Origin of the sequence: Colwellia sp. 75C3, assembly GCF_002836255.1 — a bacterium.
In the GTDB taxonomy this organism is placed as follows: domain Bacteria; phylum Pseudomonadota; class Gammaproteobacteria; order Enterobacterales; family Alteromonadaceae; genus Colwellia.
The window spans coordinates 372,012-391,434 of record NZ_PJAU01000032.1 but is presented as its reverse complement, the minus strand read 5'-3'; the positions used below and the strand labels follow the sequence as shown (position 1 = coordinate 391,434).

The following is a 19,423-nucleotide window of genomic DNA, read 5'->3' as shown; positions in this document are numbered from 1 at the left end:
ATCTAAGTTCTTTACTATGTTAGAGAGTACGTTAGCGCGTAAGTTAGTGACTAAATTCACCTCGTTGCTCTTGGTTATTTTTGTGACCTCGTTGTTGAGTGCTTGTGATAAAAAAACTGATACGGCAAGTTTATCCCGCATTTTGGAGAGAGGTTATATCAACGTAGGCACTATTTTCGGCCCAACAAACTATTACACCACCGCAAATGGCTTTGCTGGTTTTGAATATGAGCTAGCAAAAAAGTATGCTGATTCGCTTAATGTGGAATTACGCATTGTCCCTACTTATAGTATTAATGAGCTTTTCATTAAATTAAATACCGGTGAAGTTGATTTACTTGCGGCGGGATTATCAATTACTGATAAACGTTTACAACGTTTTAGATTTGCTCCTAGTTATGAAACTATTAGCCAAAAGTTGGTATTTAAACAAGGTAACATTAGACCTAGGGAAGTGGCTGATTTAACGGGTACGTTAATGGTTACTTCTGGCTCAAGTTATGTCGAAAACCTTGAGTATCTGAAAAAAACAAATAGCGAATTGGCTTGGCAAGAAACAAGCGAATTTGATAGCGAAGAATTACTAAAAAAAGTATTAAGTGGCGACATAGATTATACCATTATTGACAGTAACAGCTTAGCCATCAATCGCCGTTACTTCCCTGAGATAAGTATTGGTTTTAGCATTGATAAACCAGAGCCTTTAGCTTGGATGGTAAGTCAAAATAGCCCGGATGACATTTTAGCAAGCTTGGTGGAATTCTTTGGTACGGTTCATCACGATGGCACTTTACTCGCTTTAGATGATAAATATTATGGACATATTGAGCAGTTTAATTATGTCGAAACACGGACATTTATTAAAGCGGTAGAAAGTACGCTGCCTAAATATAAACATTTTTTTGAAAAGTATGCACAAGAGCTTGATTGGCGTTTATTGGCCGCCATTAGCTACCAAGAATCGCATTGGAATCCCACAGCACGTTCATATACCGGTGTTCGCGGTATGATGATGCTTACATTAGCAACAGCGAAACAAATGGGTATAAAAAGCCGTTTAGATACCGAGCAAAGTATTAGAGGGGGCGCAAAATATTTTAAACGCATGATTGCAATGATGCCGGATAGAATACCGACGCCTGATCGTATTTGGTTCGCGCTAGCTTCTTATAATATTGGTTTTGGTCATTTAAATGATGCACGAATTATCACACAACGCCAAGGCGGTGATCCTGATCGTTGGGTAGAAGTTAAAACTCGTTTGCCGTTATTACAACAGAAAAAATATTACAAAAAGACTAAATATGGTTATGCCCGTGGCGAAGAGCCCGTGCATTACGTCGATAATATTCGCCGTTATTACGACACATTAAGTTGGTTAGATGAGCAAGCTAAAGAGCAGGCTATTGCTTTGAAGCTGGCACAAGAAAAGCTAAAAGCAGCATCGCTCATGAATGTGGTACTCATTGATGATTCATTGATTAATGAGCAAGTAGTGGAACAGTCATCTGAACAAGCTATTTCTCAGGAAAAGCCAAGCGAGATTATTTTAAAAGAAGGTGAAGAGAAAGCGAAAACGGTTCAATAAAATATCGGTAATTAGCTTTCATCAGCTTAGAATTTTCAATGTCATAAAACTGTCACTATAGCAGGCTATAGTGATCAGACTATTAAAAAGACAATTGGAATAATTAAAATGAAAAGATCATTAAAAAACAATCAACGTAAAAAGCAACTAAGCCGTCAGCATCATAAAATGACGTCACGTAGACAGTCTCACTTTAACCAAGTAATAAATGAGCTATGTGAATCGCAAGCCACTAGCCAAGTTCTCTCGTGAACTTAACTAATAATAATGGCGGTTTCATCAAGGTTAGTTGATTCTTTATCAATTAATTGAAATTGATTAAACCCTATGGTGACCATGTCATCATGATTGAGCTTTTCACGAGATACCTTACTACCATTTAATTCGATACCGTTGGTACTGGCAAGATCCTCTACATAAGTAATCAATTGACCCTCAATGAATGGATCCAGCTCTGTTACTAAACGCGCATGTTTTGAACTAACAGCAGCATCATTAATTTGAATATCATTACTACTTGCACGGCCTATATGTAAAACCCCCTCAACTAGTTGCCATTTATTAATGATTACATCTTCAACACTTAAGGCTAAGTAAGCCATATAAACTCCTAATTTACTTATGTTTGTTTTATTTATTTGGTTAAATTAATTAGACCTACCGTGAGGTTATCTCTACTATTTTGAGCTATCGCTTGGTTGATCATGTCATCACAAATATCTTTTTTAGTCGAAAATTCAGTTAGGTAGTGGCTAATTTCTTCTTCCGCTAAATAGTCATGTAAACCGTCGGTTGATAACATAATGGTCTCACCACACTTTATTGCAATAGTTTTAGTATCAACCGATATTTTTTCTCGAACGCCAATCGCTTGCGAAAGTAAATTTTTAGTATTGGCATTTTTTGCTGTTTCAGCGCTGATAGCACCTTTATTGACTAATTCTTGCAGCATGGTGTGATCAACCGTTTCTTGCACTAACTTCTTATCTTTTAAGCTGTATGCGCGAGAGTCACCTACCCAACCAAGGTGGCATTTATTATTTTCTATTACCATTAATACACCAGTAGTGCCCATTCCTTGTTGGCCTGCTGTGTTTTTTGCTTGCTTAAGAATGTTTGAATTTGCGGTGGTAAGTTGCTCTGTTATCCATGTCAGCCAATTAGCTTGGTTAGTTATAGATACTTTACCCCAAGCAGATTTGATATGGTCAACTAACATGCCGCTAGCAACTTCTCCTGCGTTGTGCCCGCCCATGCCGTCGGCAATTAGCATCCAAACGACATCTAGCTCTTTATGAATGCCATAACTAATAGCATCTTCATTATTGTCTCGGATTGCGCCCTGATGACATAGGGATTTTATGTGATAATTCATTGGGTAACTGTTTTCACCTTGCTCTAATTATGATGCGTAGCTCTTTAATCGATAATATTCTTGCTTGCTCTACTTGTTAGTCTGTCGTCACCTTAAAGTCTCTTTTAAGCGCACTTGTTAATGCGAACTTAAATTCAGCCATGGTTTGGTAACGTTTTTCAATATCTTTATGCATAGCCTTATTACAAATACGCATCGCACTTGTTGGCAGGCTTTTATTGTGTTGATTGACAGCAATAGCTTTCGCTTTGGTAATTTGATAAGCAACAGTAGCGATAGACTCGCCTTCAAAAGGTAAGTGGCCACACAGTAATTGGTAGAAAGTTACACCTAAGCTGAAAATATCGCTACGGCCATCTACCTTTAAACCCAATATTTGTTCTGGAGACATATAATATGGGCTGCCCATAATAATACCTGTACGGGTTTTACTGTTATCACTGACGTAGGCTATACCAAAGTCAGTGACGGTAACTTTGAGCAAGTCATCATCATAAATAATGTTGGCTGGCTTGATATCACGATGCACAACATTTTGTTTATGAGCATAATCGAGAGCATCTGTTATCTGAATTAATAATTGATAAACTAATGGTGTCGGCAGTGTTTGTCCCGGTTGGGTAAATAATGATAAGGGAGCGCCTGTAAGTAAATCCATGGCAATGTAACCTAAGTGATTGTCTTCACCGACATCATAAATAGTAACTATGTTGGCATGGCTCAAGCCACCAGCTGTTTGGGCTTCTCTAAAGAAACGTTCCTTAGCTTCACCAAATTCTGGGGAATCAATATCATCGCTTAGTTGCAATGTTTTTATAGCAACATGACGATTTATTTTAGGGTCGACACCCTGATAAACAATGCCCATAGCACCTTTTCCTAAAATACCTTCAACTTGATAGCGACCAAAATTTCCAACCGTAAGGTGATGACTGATGTTAGCCTGGCTCTGTACTTTATTTTGCACTCTATTTTTTACGGGGCTATCCAGTATGACTAAGGTTTGTTCAAGTTCATCTTCACTTTCATCGACTGATTGAGGGGATAACTGACTTACCGATGATTTGTGGTCATGACTTGCTGTAATACTTTTTTCTTGAAGTAATGAGGTACTTGTTTGAACTTGAGCAAGTTGCTCCTTTTTGTTGCTGGATGCATTGTTTGGCCTAGATGTATTTGCTCTGTTTAAAGGACCTTGATAATTAAGCGCAACGACAAAGTGCCTATATTCTTTTTGATAAGCAAAGAGTAAAAGCCATGTACCCATTATCGTAATGACCACTGGCAAAACTTCAAGCCATTGCTGCTGATTAAACAAAAAATATTGCAGCGTAAAAATGACTAAGGTGAAACTAAATACACTTATTAATTGCTGCTTTATAGGCAAATGACGAATAAACCAAGTTAAGATAATACCTAACAACAACAGAACCCAAGCTAATAATAAAACGAGGATACTCTGAGATACGTAATCGTGTTGAAGTAATTTACTGAGTAAAGGTGTGATTATTTTATCGTGTGCGTATTGATTATCGGTAATGATGATAACTTTATAATCATCATTTGAGTTAATCTGAGAGGCTGAAGAGTATTGTTGAATAAACTGACTGACAGAACTTAACCGAGATAAGTTAGAGGCTGACTTATCTCGGTTAAGTTGGTTTATTTGGCTTTCTTGAATTAATTGATGAACCGTGGGTAAGTTTTCTGAAATAAACACTTCACCGAAAAAACCCAAAGATGATTTTTTAGGTATTGAGGTGTTTCCTTGGCTTATTAAACTTAATTGCCAATCTTGTTTGATGAGTAGTTCAGTATTTGAGCTGAGTTGCTTTAAAATTTCGCCGGGTAAACTGAGGTGCATTTTACCTTGCTGGTGCCATACTAACGGAAAACTCTGTCGTTCGTTTTGTAGTAAAGGTGTAAAAATAAAGTACTTAGATCTTAAAATCTCAGCATTAGCTTTTGAAGGAAAGCGAAACCAATTGAGTAGTGGTGAAAAAGTCATGGTAGCTTGAGACTTTAGTGGCGGAGCTGAGGTTATTTGGCCTGAGTCGATAACAATTTTATTATTACGCGGTGTTAAGGATAAATACTGCTCAAGCTTTGTTATAAAAGCGTCTGATTGATGACCTAAAAGAGTTACCTGGCTATTCGGATGATATGTCAATAGTGTTGTCACTGATGTTACATCTCGTTCATTGAATCCAGATTGTAAGGTTAAAACATCCGTAGTCTTTAAACCCTGATTTTCTCCCGACAAAGTAGGTGACTGCTGAAGCTGACTTAGCCAATGAATATTTAATTGATTTAGTGGATTTAGACCGCCAATGGAGACATACCAATAGCTAAAACCCCAGAATAATAGAAGTAGATAAAACCAACCCGTTTGATAAATGGGTAGAATACGTTTGATCATATTTAGTGAAAACCTTTAGCTATTTTTTATTATTATTATTTTGCTGGTATTACCCTCTATTAATACCTTAATGTGCTTGGTATATCAAATTTAAGCTAACAAGTTATTAGCAGTAAAAGTAATTTTATTTTTTATAGTCACGGCCTAAAGCCATTAATATTCAATTATTTATAGTTAACTATCGACAACGTTCTCGTTGAGGCTTTGTTTTAATTCTTGTTCAAGTAATTGATAACTTAATTTCATTGCTTGGAATAAAGTTTCTACTTTATTTTTAGCCGGATCTGATTCTTTTACATATTGATTAAAGTCTTTGGTGTATTGCAGTAACACATGAGCACTTAAGTTTGCGGACATGCCTTGAATTTTATGACTAATTTCATGCTGAAGTGTATTATTTTCTTGTTCTATACTTTTAGCTAGTTCGTTAAGTTGTTTAGGTGTTTCTTCCAAAAATAATTCAACAAGTTTATGTTGAATTACCTGATTGTTATTTAAACGTTTACTAAACTCGTCCCTTTGCCATATAACCAGTTGCTCTGCTTCCGAATCTGTTTCATCAACAGGGGCGTTAACAACCGCGACAGTTGAAGCTGTTACTTCTGCTTTTGATACTTTAATCATCGTTTTTGTTTCTAAGGCTGGTCCTGAGTGGCTAATGCCCAGTTCATTTACACTCGTTTGTCCAAAGTACTGAGATAGTTTCTCTTTAATTCTTGCTGGGTCAATAGGTTTACTTAAATAATCCGTCATACCTGAGGCTAAGCACTTCTCTTTATCACCCTTCATCGCGTTGGCCGTCATAGCGATAATGGTTATCGCTTTATTATCTTCTCCAGCCTCACCATTTCGAATGGCTTTAGTGGCTTGATAACCATCCATTTCAGGCATTTGGCAATCCATTAAAATGATATCGTAGCTTGTTTTACTTCTGGTATTTTGTCCCTTTGTTGATTGAAGTAGGGTTAATGCCTCCAAGCCATTAACGGCAACGTCAGGGACTATGTCAAATTCAGCGAGAATGTGGCGAGCAACTTCTTGATTAATACGATTGTCTTCTACCAGTAATAACCGGCATTGGCTGAAATCTTTATTACTTATTTCCATGTCTTCAGGTTCAACTTCTTTTAAATAGTGGTGAGTTATTAGGGGAATACCTTGTGATAAAGCGTCACTATCTGATAAACACAAGCTTAAGGTTTTAAATAAATCTTTTGTTATGGCTGGTTTAGGAAAATAAGCAGCAAACCCCAATTCCATAAAGTAGTTAGCATCTCCACGAGCAGCCATAGAAGTCATCATCACTAATTTTATCTCTTTTAAGTGCTGATTGTTTTTGACGTTTTTAGCTAGTTCGGCTCCATCCATGTGGGGCATATGCATATCAAAAAAAGCTATTTGGATATTATCTTGCTGCTGTTCTAAAGCATTATTTTCAAGAACAGATAAAGCAGTTAAACCACAATCAGCTTCATAGACAATAGCGCCCCAATGCTCTAATTGAGCTTTCAATACGGATCGATTTGTCATATTGTCATCAACGATTAGCATGGGGACATTATTAATATCGACATTAGGTAATACAATATGTGCTTGGGAGCTTTTGGCTAAGTTAATGGTAAATGAAAAATTAGAGCCTTTGCCTAAAGTGCTGGTAACTTTTATATCTCCCTGCATTAATTGGCATAACTGTTTACAAATCGCGAGTCCTAACCCGGTACCACCATACTTTCTTGTTGTAGAGGCATCTACCTGAGTAAATGATTGAAATAAGCTAGAAATTTTATCTTGAGGGATACCTATACCAGTATCACTTACACTACATTCTAAGCTTAACTGATCATTTTCTTCTATTAATATTGCGGTAATAACAATTTCACCTTCTTGGGTAAATTTAATCGCATTACCTGTTAAGTTATTAAGAATTTGTCTGATACGCCCAGGGTCACCTTTAACATGACTTTGTTGGATGCCTCGGTCGTCTAGAATAATCTCAATGTTTTTTTCTTGGCTCTTTAACGCAAGTGATTCACTAAATTCTCCAAAGAGTTTTCTTAAGTCAAAATCTATTACCTCCAAGTCAAGTTTACCTGCTTCTACCTTAGAAAAATCGAGAATATCATTGATCAAATTAAGTAACGCTTCTGCACTTGAGTTAGCCAGTTCGACCCTATGCATTTGCTCTTCACTTAAGTCATTTCTTAGTAATAATCCTAACATGCCAAGAATACCATTCATTGGTGTACGAATTTCATGACTCATACTGGCAAGAAATTCAGCTTTATGTCGAGCGGTATCCTCTGCTAACTCTTTGGCGGCAATGTGTTCTTGTTCTACCTCGATGCGTTCGGTAATATCAAAGTTAACACCTGTAATTTCTACGGCGTTACCTTGGCTGTTTTGTTTTACTAATGCCATGGTTTTGATGTGTTTTATAGTACCTGTAGGGGTTATTATCCTAAACTCACTATCTAAACTCGATTTCATTGCTATGGCGTCGTTTATGGCTTTAGTCGCCGATTCAACATCCTCAGGATGAACGGCTTGCTGCCAATCATTAATCTTGCCAGTAAAGTCCTGTGGTAATGTGGCATAAATTTTATGCATCCATTTATCCCAAGTTAGCTTGTCATTGGCTATTTCATATTGCCAAATACCTATACTTGCTGCATCCGTGGCGAGGCTTATGCGTTCATTCACTTCCATCAATGATCGTTGATTTTTTTCTTGCTCTAATTCGAGTAATTCTTCTTTTGATATGTCACGAACAATTCCAGTAAAAACAATCCCTTGCTCACTGGTGACTTTTGAAATGGATAAGTGAATGGGAAACTTTTCTCCTGATTTTTTTTGTGCTTTCAGCTTTCTGCCAACACCCATAATACTAGCGATACCTGTGTTCTTATAGTCATTAAGATAGCCATCATGTTTTGAGCTTTCATTCAGTGGCATTAACATATTAATATTTTTATTGAGCGCCTCCTCTTCACTGTAACCAAACATTTTTTGGGCTGCTTGATTGAAAGAGATAATACCACCACGTTCATTTATCGTAATAAAGCCTTCTGCAGCGCTGGAAAAAATGGCACTTATTTGTTCCGAGCTTTGTTTTTCAAGTAGTGCGGAATGTTCTTGCTCTCGCAATGCAAACTGCATCTGTGCAAATAAATTATTAAAGCTGCGCGCGATCACGCCAATTTCAGTACTGCTTTGGATCGGCAGCTCGCCAAGTTGATTAGAGTTTTCATAGTTTTCTAGACTAAGCGTTATTTGCTGTAAAGGATTAGCAATGCGCCTTGCTGCTATGATTGCAATTGCTAGGGCAATTAAAGCCAAGGTACTACCAAGTAACAAACTACGCATTCTATAGGCTGCTAAGGTTTCTTCCATTTCGGTACTATTTTTGAGTACTAATAAGTTAAGTTGATGAAGACTATCGAAATGTTTTAATTCAACTTGTTGATAATGACCTAAGTACTGATTGTCATCAATGATGACGTTGCCAAGGTCATATTCTTTAATTTGTTTATTCATAACCGTTGATAGACTGGGGAACTCTTCTTGGATTAAGTACCGGCGCTGAAGATCAAAGCCAAAAGTCTTATTATTATCGGGATGTGATAAAAAATCGCCGGACTTATTGGCCAAGTAGAATGATAGTTGGCTCAACTCTCTTGTTTTCAATTGTGCGATAAACTCACCAAAATTCAAATTAATAATAATTAATCCAAAGATATTGCCGGTAACAGGATCGTATATTGGCGTTGCAATTCTTAATACTGGTTTGTGAGGTAATTCAACTTTACCATAATTTTTAGCCAGCTCTATTTTTGAAAAATATACTTGCCCAGGGTCTTCATCAATAGTTGCATTAAAGTATGGTCTTGCAGATTTTTGTTGTAAACGAGAGCTGGGAATGACAATGCTATAGTTATCGTTACGCACATTAATAAGCTCTTGGCCATTATTAGCTACCCCGATGTAACGAATTTGATAATAAAAGGACTTATTAATAAGGAACTGACTAAATATTTGCTCCATACGGCTTTTCCATAACTGATAGTTATGAATATCACCATTACCAGCTGACTTTAGCATGCCTTGAATGGGTGGAGTGCGACTAAGAAATAATATATCAGAATGAGCCTGGCTATAAAGTTGCTCGATCATTGGCTCAACTAAATTACTTTCAATGGCTACTTCATTACTAATTTGCTGAGTTAACAAGCGTTCTGTTTCAAAATAGAATAAAAAGCTCACTAGTGTGGCAACACTTAAGACTAAAAAAAAGGCAGCAATGGGGATTTGCATACTAATTGAGTGTCTAGCGTGGCCAACGGTTAATAATTTACTATGAAGTGCTTTATCTGGTTCTTGTTTGATACTGTTACGTAAAGCGGGCTGTGTAACGGTATTTTCTATCGAGTTGATACGGCCAACGCCTGTTTTATTTAAATCAAATAACACACCAAAAAATGCACAGCCATAGGCTAATATTTTCAAGCTATGGGCAATATTAAAATGATTATCAAACGATGCCGTGGAGCCGAATCCCATATGAAGTTGTGTGGTGATTGCGGGAATTAAACTAAGCAATAAACCATATTTTGCGAATGTGGGAAACTGTTTATATAAATGAATGACTAAGCTGGCGGAAAAAATAAAAAGTCCCAAAGGAAGTACGTCATAAGGCCGAGTGATTAAGGCGTGTGAAAATTGGATTTGAGGAAAGTTAGTACTATTAGCAGTAGCATAAATTGATACGTAAGCCATTGTAAAAAAAACAAAGCCTATAAATAATAATACCTGAATGTTTTTTTTATGCTTGCCCCTTTCTAAACCATTATTTTGAGATATGTACGTACTCAGTTGTCGCTTTTTGGCATATAAAACAAAGCAAGTGAGAGTACTAATAACCATAATTGAGGCATTAAAAATACGTGATAAAGCCCAAGTAAAGGGGATGAAGTCATTATTAATCACTTCAGTGGTAATCATTTTTGTCGCTGCCAATGCATGAAAAGCATCAACAAACCCTGAACACAAAATAGTGATACCCATAACAGGGATGGCAATATCATCATGAATCCGATAATGCACTAGCGCTATGACAAAGGTGAGTAAAGCTAATAGTACTGCTGACCATTCTAATAAAGCATGCTGAAGCGTACCTAAAATCGCATTAGATGCATTGTTTACTTCAACAGGAAATGAAGGGGGAAGTTTAATCACCGTTGAGGAAAAGTCGATGCCAAGAATATTGAGAATACTGGGTATTAAACAAAGAATTAATATTGAGAATAAAAAGTTTTTTTTATTTTTATCAAAAACTGGTTCTGGGACGGTAATATAAGAAGATTCTTGTATGGGGGAGGGTTCTGCGTTACTAGCTAAATTCGCCGACATAGGGTTCTTTCCATGAGCCAGGTATATAATTGATAACTTTTTAATTATTAATTAGTTATAGAACAAGAATAACCAATAATAAAAGGGATACTTATAAGTTAGCACAATGTTCAATATTCGCCATCAATTTAACAACTATTCCTAATCGTAATAGTTGATGACGATATTTAGCTTAAATTACGGTGTTGTTAGCGGCTTGTTTGGCTTGTTTCTTTTCTTTTCTACGTCGTTTAAAAAAGGAAGAAAGTAGCTGACTACACTCTTCTTGCAATATGCCTGAATGTACTTCTAATTGATGATTTAACTGTGGGTTATTAACTAAGTTAAAAGCACTGCCAGCTGCACCCGTTTTAAGATCGCTACACGCATAAACTAAGCGATTGATTCGACTATGTACCAGTAGGCCTGCACACATAGGGCAGGGCTCTAACGTTACGTATAATGTGCAGTCCAGTAATCGATAGTTATGAATAAACTCACCGGCCTGTCTGATGGCATTCATCTCAGCATGACTTGATGGGTCGTTAAGCATGATTGACTGATTAAAACCTTCACCAATAATTTTTCCTTGGTGTACTACAACAGCGCCAACAGGTATTTCATCATGTTGTTCAGCTTGTTGTGCTAATTCAAAGGCTCTTTGCATAAAAGCTAAATCAAGCTGACTTTGTTCTTCTGTGCTGACCGTCAATAGTGAATTTTCAGAAGACGGCTCTATCATAAGAATATTTCCAACAAGTCATTTAAATATCGTTGTCCTGTTTGAGTTACTAGCCAATGCTCTTCATTGTCTATCACTTCACAAACCATCAGTTCTCTTTGTTGCGCTTTTTTAAGCAAAGGTAATACCGAGTTTATATTAAGACCCGTACTGTTTTGAAACTGCCCAATACTAAAAGCACTGTGCAGTCTTAGTTGGTTCATCATGAACTCAAAAGGGCGTTCACTTTCATCAACTTCAGATAATTGATCTAAGAAATCACGGCTTGGATCTAAATAACCTTTAGGATGCTTTACTTTAATTGTACGCATTATTTTTTGTGTTCGACTATCGGTGATTTTTCCATGAGCACCGCAACCAATGCCAAGGTAGTCACCATATTGCCAATAATTTAAATTATGCTGACATTGATAGCCGGGTTTAGCGTAGGCAGAAATTTCATACTGCTGATAACCCGCCTCATTGAGTAGTTTGACACCCTGATCTTGAATCTCCCATAAAATATCATCTACCGGTAATTTAGGCGGCTTAGAATGGAAAATGGTATTAGGCTCAATAGTTAATTGATACCACGAGATATGATTAGGATTGAGACTGATAGCTGTTTTAAGATCATCAAGGGCATTATCTAATGATTGGTTAGGCAAACCATGCATTAAATCTAAATTAAAACTGGTTACGCCACTTTCAGTTGCTAATTTTGCTGCTACTTTAGCTTGGTCACTATCATGGATCCGACCTAGTTTAATTAATTTATCAGAAGAAAAACTTTGTACGCCGATAGAAAGCCGGTTAACCCCCGCATCAAAAAAACCAATAAATTTATCGGCTTCAACAGTACCAGGATTTGCTTCTAGAGTGATCTCTATATCTACTTTATGGTCAAATCGACTAAGTACCTGCTTTAGTATACTTTTAATCGAGGCAGCCGAAAATAAACTCGGTGTTCCGCCACCAATAAATATGGAATGTAAAGGTCTATTGCTTAAGCCAAAACGTTCAATATCTTCATCTAAATCGGCAATTAAGGCGGCGACATAATCCTGCTCAGGAATAGCACTTTTAACGGCATGTGAATTAAAGTCACAATAAGGGCACTTCTCCACACACCATGGAATATGAATATACAGCGAAAGGGGCTGATTTTCTAACAGTTCTAACATAAGTAAATGGCTCGGATTCTCTTTTATAATGCAGCTAGCGCTAGTTTTTCAACCAACTTAGCTAATGCTTGACCACGATGACTTAACTTGTTTTTCACTTCACGCGATAACTGTGCAGAAGACATTTGTAAATCGTTTTGCCAAAAAACAGGATCATAGCCAAACCCTTGTTCGCCTTGTTTGCTTCTAGAGATAGAGCCTTGCCATACACCGTGACAAATAAGAGGTGTTGGATCATTTTCATGTTTCATATAAACGAGGACACAATGAAAACGAGCCGTTCTTTGACCATCAGGGGTATTGGCTAATGCAGCCAATAACTTGTTGGTATTGTCATCATCTGTTACTGGACCTTCAGTGATATCTGCGGCGTATCTCGCTGAATAGACACCAGGTGCACCATTTAGCGCATCTACTTCTAAACCTGAGTCATCAGCAATAGCAGGTAAGCCGGTAATCTTTGCCGCATGACGGGCTTTAATAATGGCATTTTCTACAAAGGTAGTGCCAGTTTCGGCAACTTCAGGCACATCAAACTCACTTTGCGGTACTATTTCGATTGATTGCTCAGCGAGTAAGTGGGCTAATTCTTTAACTTTACCTTGATTTCCGGTAGCTAATACAACTTTGGACATGACGATTACCTGTGGCTATTTCGTGTTTTATTAATGGCGCTATTCTATCCTAGATACCGTTGATTCGCTAAATTTAACAATAAAAAAAGAGCCTGTTAAGGCTCTTTCATCATTAGCAAAAAATCACCTGCGGACTAATCTACATAGAAGGTTTGCGAAAATTTTAATTGTTGCTTTTCTTTGCCATCATTAATCATGATATCAAAATGAAGTGTTTCTTCATTGCTATAGTTGACTTGAGCAAGATAATAAATAGCACCGGCCTCTTTGACTTCTTTAAAGTCTAAATCTTTAAATTGTCCTAAGTTATTTTTGGCTTTACCGGTAATGCTAACTGTTTTCGCAGGGTTACCTTTTTGGCTATTATCTAATACGGAAATATTGATTAAACCATTGTAACGACTTCGTGTAATACCGTAGGCTTTAGCAATTTCAGGCGTAAAAAAGGTTGAACCGATAGCCATGTAATGTACATTCATCGAGCCTAGTTTTTTCATGTTTTCAGCGCTAACACTGGCCATAAAAAACACACTAAGGCTAAATGCAATAAGTAGTTTGATGATTGAAGTTTTCATGTGGATCCCCAAAAAAAGTACACAGGATTAGGTACTGCTCTATATCATTACTTTAGTATAGAACAGAGTCAAAAAAAGGTTTTCTATGCTAATACCTTACAACGCGCCCCAATAAGGTAACGAGTTAGAAAGTAAAATATTAATTACATTCATCGCCAAGAATGCCAACAACATGGATAAATCTAAACCACCCATATTTGGAATTATTTTGCGAATAGGATTTAAAAATGGTTCAGTTAATTGGCTAAGCACCATTAACGTTGCATTATAGCCTTGAACAACCCAACTCATAATGGCCATAATAATCATAAGAACAAACAGTAGAAATCCTGCTTGTTTTAATAACACTAATAAACCAATGTAAAAGGCTAAGAAACCTAAGCTTTCACCTGATAAAGCCGCGAGAGTAACAAACTTTAATGTTGCTACGATATAGGCTATTAGAATCGTAGCTAAATCTATACCGCCTAGACCTGGAATGATTCGGCGCAGTGGTATCACTAACGGATTACTTACTTTAACAATAAATTGGCTTAATGGATTATAAAAATCGGCTTTAACCCATTGTAGCCATACACGCATGATTAAAATCATTAACAAAGCATCGAAGGCGAATCTAAGCAAATAAATAAGTGCTTCCATTGTTTTTCCTCTAATTAATTTGAATTATATTAATTTATAACAGATTGTTTAAATTGTTAATTTACAACGTTTATTTAGCCATTTCTTCAGCACGAACAATGGCGGCGTTCATAGCATTTTTAACTATTTCATCTATACCGTCATCTTTAAATTGTTCAATTGCCGCATGTGTTGTACCACCTTTGGAAGTAACATTAGCACGTAAAGTACTTATATCTACATCGGTATTATGTGCAACCATTTGTGTCGAACCAAGTGCTGTTTGCTGTACTAACATACGACTTTCTTCTGGCGTAAAACCTAATTGTATTGCATGTTTTTCCATGGCTTCCATGAATAAGAAGTAATAAGCTGGCGCAGAGCCTGCAACCGCAATAATATCATTAATCTTATTTTCAGTGTCTAGCCAAATACTTTTACCTACCGCATTGGTTATTTTTTCTGCATTGGACTTTTGCTCAGCGTTAACTTCATTTGAAGCATAGAGACCACTCATGCCTAAACCTAGTTGAGAAGGAGTATTAGGCATAACACGTACAACAGGAGCAAGGTTTTTTGTGTTGTCTTTTGCTAAAGCAGATTGAATTTGTTCAACCGTTGTACCTGCCGCAACAGAAATAAATAACTTTCCTGCGATATTAATAGCCTGGCTTATTTGTTGACAAACATCGGCAATAAAGTGTGGCTTAACGCAAAGTACAATAATATCTGCGAACTCACTGGCTTTGATATTATCATCAGTTTGTAAAACGCCGAATTCTTTAGCTAGATTGAGTCTCTTAGCTTCAGAAGGGTTTGCGACTATAATGTCTTGGGGAGTAATGCCAGAGTTCACTAAACCAATAATGATGGCGCGTGCCATGTTTCCGGCACCGATAAAGGCTATTTTATTCATAAGAGATGTTCCTAAACGATTAATTGTTAAATTTTGTTTTCTCTGGCACCAAAAATGGCAGTGCCAATTCTTACCATGGTTGAACCGTGAGCTACCGCGCTATCTAAATCATTAGACATGCCTAGAGAGAGAGTATCAACGCTGGGATATTTTTCTTTAAGTTGGGTAAATAATTGCTGCATCCTTTCATAGCAGGACTTAGGAGCATTTTTTTCGGGAACAGCCATTAAACCCCGTAAGGTGAGTTTATCGCAATTATCAACAACTTTAGCGAGGGCAAAAACCTGCTCAATACTTACACCTGACTTTGAGTCTTCATTGCTAATATTCACTTGTAAACAAATGTTTAGCGGAGTATTGTGGCAATTATCATCTTCGAGGTGTTGATTTAAACGCAGTGCGATTTTCTCTCTGTCAACACTATGAACCCAAGAGAAATTACTGGCAATTTGCTTCGTTTTATTCGATTGAATAGGGCCAATAAAGTGCCAAGTCAGATCGGTTAAATGTGCCAATTCTGCTATTTTTTCTACGGCTTCTTGCAGGTAATTTTCACCAAAATCATTTTGACCAGCTAAATGAGCCTGTTCAATAAGTGCAGATGGTTTAGTTTTACTAACCGCCAGTAGTGATACAGGAGATGGCTTTGATAATTCTGCAGTTGGAATTAATCGGTCACTTTGTTGGCAAGCTTGTTGAATTTGCGCTTTAATTTTATCAAGGTTATTTTTAATGTTTATCATGTGAAGTTGTCTGAAGTTGTCTGAAGTTGTCATGTAAAATATAGTGAACTGTTTTAACTTATCTTATTTTCTGGTTAGTATAACCTATAACATTATTACCTATTAGATTATTACCTAGTAGATTATTACTTATTAAATAATTATCGATAAAAGATAATATGATTATTGTTTTTTATCGCCCTATACAAAGAGGCTTTTATGGATATTACCGAACTACTTGCATTTAGTGTGCAACATGACGCATCAGATTTACATTTATCAACAGGCACACCACCAGCTATTCGTGTTGATGGCGATGTACGTAAACTTAATATTCCGGCGTTTGATGCTAAAGATGTCAATGCTTTAGTATATGACATTATGAATGATCGCCAACGTAAAGAATATGAAGAGAACTTAGAGGTCGATTTCTCCTTTGAAGTACCTAACTTAGCACGCTTCAGGGTGAATGCCTTTAATCAAAATCGAGGCCCTGCCGCGGTATTTCGTACCATCCCAAGTAAAATCCTTTCACTTGATGATTTAGGCTGTCCTGACATATTCCGTGAAATATCCGATACACCACGTGGCTTAGTGTTAGTTACCGGGCCAACGGGCTCGGGTAAGTCAACCACGCTAGCGGCAATGGTTGATTACATTAATGATAATAAAAACGATCACATTTTAACTATTGAAGATCCAATAGAATTTGTCCATGAAAACAAAAAATGCCTAATTAACCAAAGGGAAGTTCACCGTGATACGTTGAGCTTTTCAGCGGCACTACGCTCTGCATTACGTGAAGATCCCGATGTTATCTTAGTCGGCGAAATGCGTGATTTAGAAACTATCCGTTTAGCTATGACCGCAGCAGAAACAGGCCATTTAGTGTTTGGTACCTTGCATACCACCTCAGCACCAAAAACTATTGACCGTATTATTGATGTATTTCCAGGCGAAGAAAAATCTATGGTTCGCTCAATGTTGTCAGAATCACTTCGCGCGGTAATCTCACAATGCCTAATTAAAAAAGTGGGTGGTGGCCGTGTTGCAGCCCATGAAATTATGATTGGGGTTCCGGCTATTCGAAACCTTATTCGCGAAGATAAAATTGCTCAAATGTACTCTGCGATTCAAACAGGGATGCAACATGGCATGCAAACTATGGATCAATGTTTACAAGGGCTTGTTAACCGAGGCATGATCACTAAACAACATGCAATGGAAAAAGCGACTGATAAAAATCAATTTTCAGGATTTTAAGACTCAGTTTTTTAAGAATGCGTGTTTTTGAATGTAGAACTGAATGGAATAGAGGATAATAAATGAATCTTCATGAATTATTAGAAAGAATGGTAAAAAAAGACGCCTCTGATATGTTTGTTACGGCTAAATTACCAGTGAGCGCAAAAATAAATGGTGAATTACAGCCTATAGATGAAGTGGTATTGACTGCTGAGCAGTCATTAGCATTAGTTTATGACGCCATGAATGAAAAACAGATAAATCAATTTGATACGGAAAAGGAATGTAATTTCGCCATTCAAATAGATGATATCGGTCGTTTTCGTATCTCTGCCTTTTGGCAACGTGATATGGCAGGTATGGTTGTTCGTCGTATTGTTACAGATATTCCCGACGTTGATGATTTAGGCTTACCTCCGATTCTAAAAGATGTGGTCATGTCTAAACGTGGTTTAGTGCTATTTGTTGGTGGTACGGGTACTGGTAAGTCGACATCAATGGCATCATTGATAGGCTATCGTAACCGTAATTCCTATGGCCATATTCTTACTATTGAAGACCCGGTAGAATTTGTTCATGAGCATGGTAAAAGTATGGTTACTCAACGTGAAGTTGGCTTAGATACCGTATCATTTGATGCTGCACTGCAAAGTTCTTTACGTCAGGCACCTGATGTCATTTTGATTGGTGAAATTCGAAACCAAGAGATAATGGAGCATGCACTTAGTTTTGCCGAAACAGGGCACTTATGTATTGCTACTTTGCATGCAAACAATGCCAACCAAGCGATTGACCGTATTATGCACCTTGTGCCTGCGGACCAGCATGGAAAACTGTTATTTGATTTAGCGCTAAATTTACGCGGCATTATTGCTCAGCAACTAGTACCGACAAAAGATGGTCATAGTCGAATAGCCGCTATCGAAATTTTACTGAACTCGCCTTATATTAGTGAACTCATCAAAAAAGGTGATATCGGTGGTATTAAAGAGGTGATGGAAAAATCAAAAGAATTGGGTATGCAAACGTTCGATCAGGCATTATTCAATCACTACCAGAATGGTATGATCACCTATGCTGATGCATTACATCATGCAGATTCGCCAAATGATTTACGTTTAATGATTAAATTACGCAGTAATGATCAAGGCGGTACCGGTGGTTTATCTGGTGTAACTTTAGATGGTTTTGATCCTGACGAAAATTAGCGTTACGATGATTTGTAAAGAGTAAATGATTAAAGCTGATAGCGACTTTAGATAAGTGACTATCAGCTTTTTTGTTTTCGGCCATAAAGACAACAATAAATCTAAAAATATTTATTTATCGAATATGTTATGGCTATTATTTTATAGCCAGTTTAAATAGGGCTCAACCAGTGATTTATTTTTTTGGCTGTGAAATATTTCCTACATAATAGAAAATTGTCCATGTTGTCGAGAATAACCCCGAAGTAGGGACTAAGTGTGTTGAAAAGGTGACCTTCTCACTCGGTTTAGCATCATGATTAGTAAAGCTTGTTTTCATACCGTCATCATGAACTCTATTACTTTCCTCTAATGTCCACTTTTCACCTAAACACTCTTGGGTAACTCTTTTAGCACCTTGATAATATCGTTGTGCTGTTTCTTCATCAGGGGCAACTAAACTACAAGAATACGTATGTTGTTTTCCACCCCATGTAAATACTTGGCAATTTTCACCAAAAAGTTGATATTTAGCTTTCCATACATTACTCACTCTACCTTTCATTTTGATCTCTTTTAATTGAGTGAAATCATCATAATAAGCACTTTTAAGTAAGTCGAGCTTGGTGCAAGGGTTTGTGGTGGGCATGATATTAGCGGCAATTTTTGTATTTTGATTCACACAACTTGCTAAGAATATGCTGGAAAGGATAAGGGTATATTTTGTAACTAATTTCATAAAACTATATCAGCCTGACGTAAAATTTTAAGGTGAAAACGTTGTACTAGTGATGGTACAGAGTTTTAACTCTTTTTCCTAGCTAACCTATGAGTATACTTCTAATGCACA

General features: G+C 37.0%; 16 protein-coding genes. 4 read left to right on the top strand and 12 right to left on the bottom strand.

Going from position 1 to position 19,423, the window contains the following annotated elements:
• Positions 1–16 precede the first annotated feature (16 nt).
• Positions 17–1,588 carry a membrane-bound lytic murein transglycosylase MltF gene (gene mltF, locus CXF85_RS03600; RefSeq protein ID WP_101227139.1) on the top strand — a complete coding sequence of 524 codons (1,572 nt, stop codon included), beginning with the start codon at positions 17–19 and terminating at the stop codon, positions 1,586–1,588.
• 108 nt (positions 1,589–1,696) lie between these two features.
• On the top strand, positions 1,697–1,840 hold the full coding sequence (locus CXF85_RS22940; RefSeq protein ID WP_198555475.1) for a hypothetical protein: 144 nt from the start codon (positions 1,697–1,699) through the stop codon (positions 1,838–1,840).
• 2 nt (positions 1,841–1,842) lie between these two features.
• Here the strand turns inward: CXF85_RS22940 and CXF85_RS03595 are convergent, their stop codons facing one another.
• The 11 genes from CXF85_RS03595 to CXF85_RS03545 all read right to left on the bottom strand — a co-directional run bounded on the left by CXF85_RS03595 (position 1,843) and on the right by CXF85_RS03545 (position 16,162).
• Positions 1,843–2,190, bottom strand: coding sequence for an FHA domain-containing protein (locus tag CXF85_RS03595; protein ID WP_101227138.1), 348 nt, complete (start codon positions 2,188–2,190; stop codon positions 1,843–1,845).
• A gap of 32 nt (positions 2,191–2,222) precedes the next feature.
• Positions 2,223–2,963, bottom strand: a complete 741-nt coding sequence (locus CXF85_RS03590; RefSeq protein ID WP_101227137.1) for a PP2C family protein-serine/threonine phosphatase — start codon at positions 2,961–2,963, stop codon at positions 2,223–2,225.
• Positions 2,964–3,039: 76 nt separating this feature from the next.
• Positions 3,040–5,382, bottom strand: coding sequence for a serine/threonine-protein kinase (locus CXF85_RS03585; protein WP_101227136.1), 2,343 nt, complete (start codon positions 5,380–5,382; stop codon positions 3,040–3,042).
• A gap of 174 nt (positions 5,383–5,556) precedes the next feature.
• Positions 5,557–10,788: a response regulator gene (locus tag CXF85_RS03580; protein ID WP_101227135.1), complete on the bottom strand. Its 5,232-nt coding sequence runs from the start codon at positions 10,786–10,788 to the stop codon at positions 5,557–5,559.
• A 172-nt stretch (positions 10,789–10,960) separates the two neighbouring features.
• On the bottom strand, positions 10,961–11,509 hold the full coding sequence (tadA, locus tag CXF85_RS03575) for a tRNA adenosine(34) deaminase TadA (RefSeq protein WP_101227134.1): 549 nt from the start codon (positions 11,507–11,509) through the stop codon (positions 10,961–10,963).
• Positions 11,506–12,672, bottom strand: coding sequence for a radical SAM family heme chaperone HemW (gene hemW / locus CXF85_RS03570; protein ID WP_101227133.1), 1,167 nt, complete (start codon positions 12,670–12,672; stop codon positions 11,506–11,508). Before hemW ends, tadA begins: the two co-directional genes overlap by 4 nt.
• Before the next feature lie 23 nt (positions 12,673–12,695).
• Positions 12,696–13,307, bottom strand: coding sequence for an RdgB/HAM1 family non-canonical purine NTP pyrophosphatase (gene rdgB / locus CXF85_RS03565; RefSeq protein WP_101227132.1), 612 nt, complete (start codon positions 13,305–13,307; stop codon positions 12,696–12,698).
• A 134-nt stretch (positions 13,308–13,441) separates the two neighbouring features.
• Positions 13,442–13,882, bottom strand: coding sequence for a DUF4426 domain-containing protein (locus tag CXF85_RS03560; protein ID WP_101227131.1), 441 nt, complete (start codon positions 13,880–13,882; stop codon positions 13,442–13,444).
• A gap of 96 nt (positions 13,883–13,978) precedes the next feature.
• Positions 13,979–14,524 (bottom strand): YggT family protein, encoded by a 546-nt coding sequence (locus CXF85_RS03555; protein ID WP_101227130.1) that lies wholly within the window; start codon positions 14,522–14,524, stop codon positions 13,979–13,981.
• Between the two features lie 70 nt (positions 14,525–14,594).
• The gene (proC, locus tag CXF85_RS03550) at positions 14,595–15,419 is read right to left on the bottom strand and encodes a pyrroline-5-carboxylate reductase (RefSeq protein ID WP_101227129.1); all 825 of its coding nucleotides are present in this window, start codon (positions 15,417–15,419) and stop codon (positions 14,595–14,597) included.
• A gap of 26 nt (positions 15,420–15,445) precedes the next feature.
• Positions 15,446–16,162 carry a YggS family pyridoxal phosphate-dependent enzyme gene (locus CXF85_RS03545; protein WP_101227338.1) on the bottom strand — a complete coding sequence of 239 codons (717 nt, stop codon included), beginning with the start codon at positions 16,160–16,162 and terminating at the stop codon, positions 15,446–15,448.
• 198 nt (positions 16,163–16,360) lie between these two features.
• Between CXF85_RS03545 and CXF85_RS03540 the strand changes: the two genes are divergently transcribed.
• Positions 16,361–17,404 carry a type IV pilus twitching motility protein PilT gene (locus tag CXF85_RS03540; RefSeq protein ID WP_101227128.1) on the top strand — a complete coding sequence of 348 codons (1,044 nt, stop codon included), beginning with the start codon at positions 16,361–16,363 and terminating at the stop codon, positions 17,402–17,404.
• A gap of 62 nt (positions 17,405–17,466) precedes the next feature.
• The gene (locus CXF85_RS03535; RefSeq protein WP_101227127.1) at positions 17,467–18,594 is read left to right on the top strand and encodes a PilT/PilU family type 4a pilus ATPase; all 1,128 of its coding nucleotides are present in this window, start codon (positions 17,467–17,469) and stop codon (positions 18,592–18,594) included.
• A gap of 175 nt (positions 18,595–18,769) precedes the next feature.
• Here the strand turns inward: CXF85_RS03535 and CXF85_RS03530 are convergent, their stop codons facing one another.
• Positions 18,770–19,255: a hypothetical protein gene (locus CXF85_RS03530; RefSeq protein ID WP_232771059.1), complete on the bottom strand. Its 486-nt coding sequence runs from the start codon at positions 19,253–19,255 to the stop codon at positions 18,770–18,772.
• Positions 19,256–19,423 lie beyond the last annotated feature (168 nt).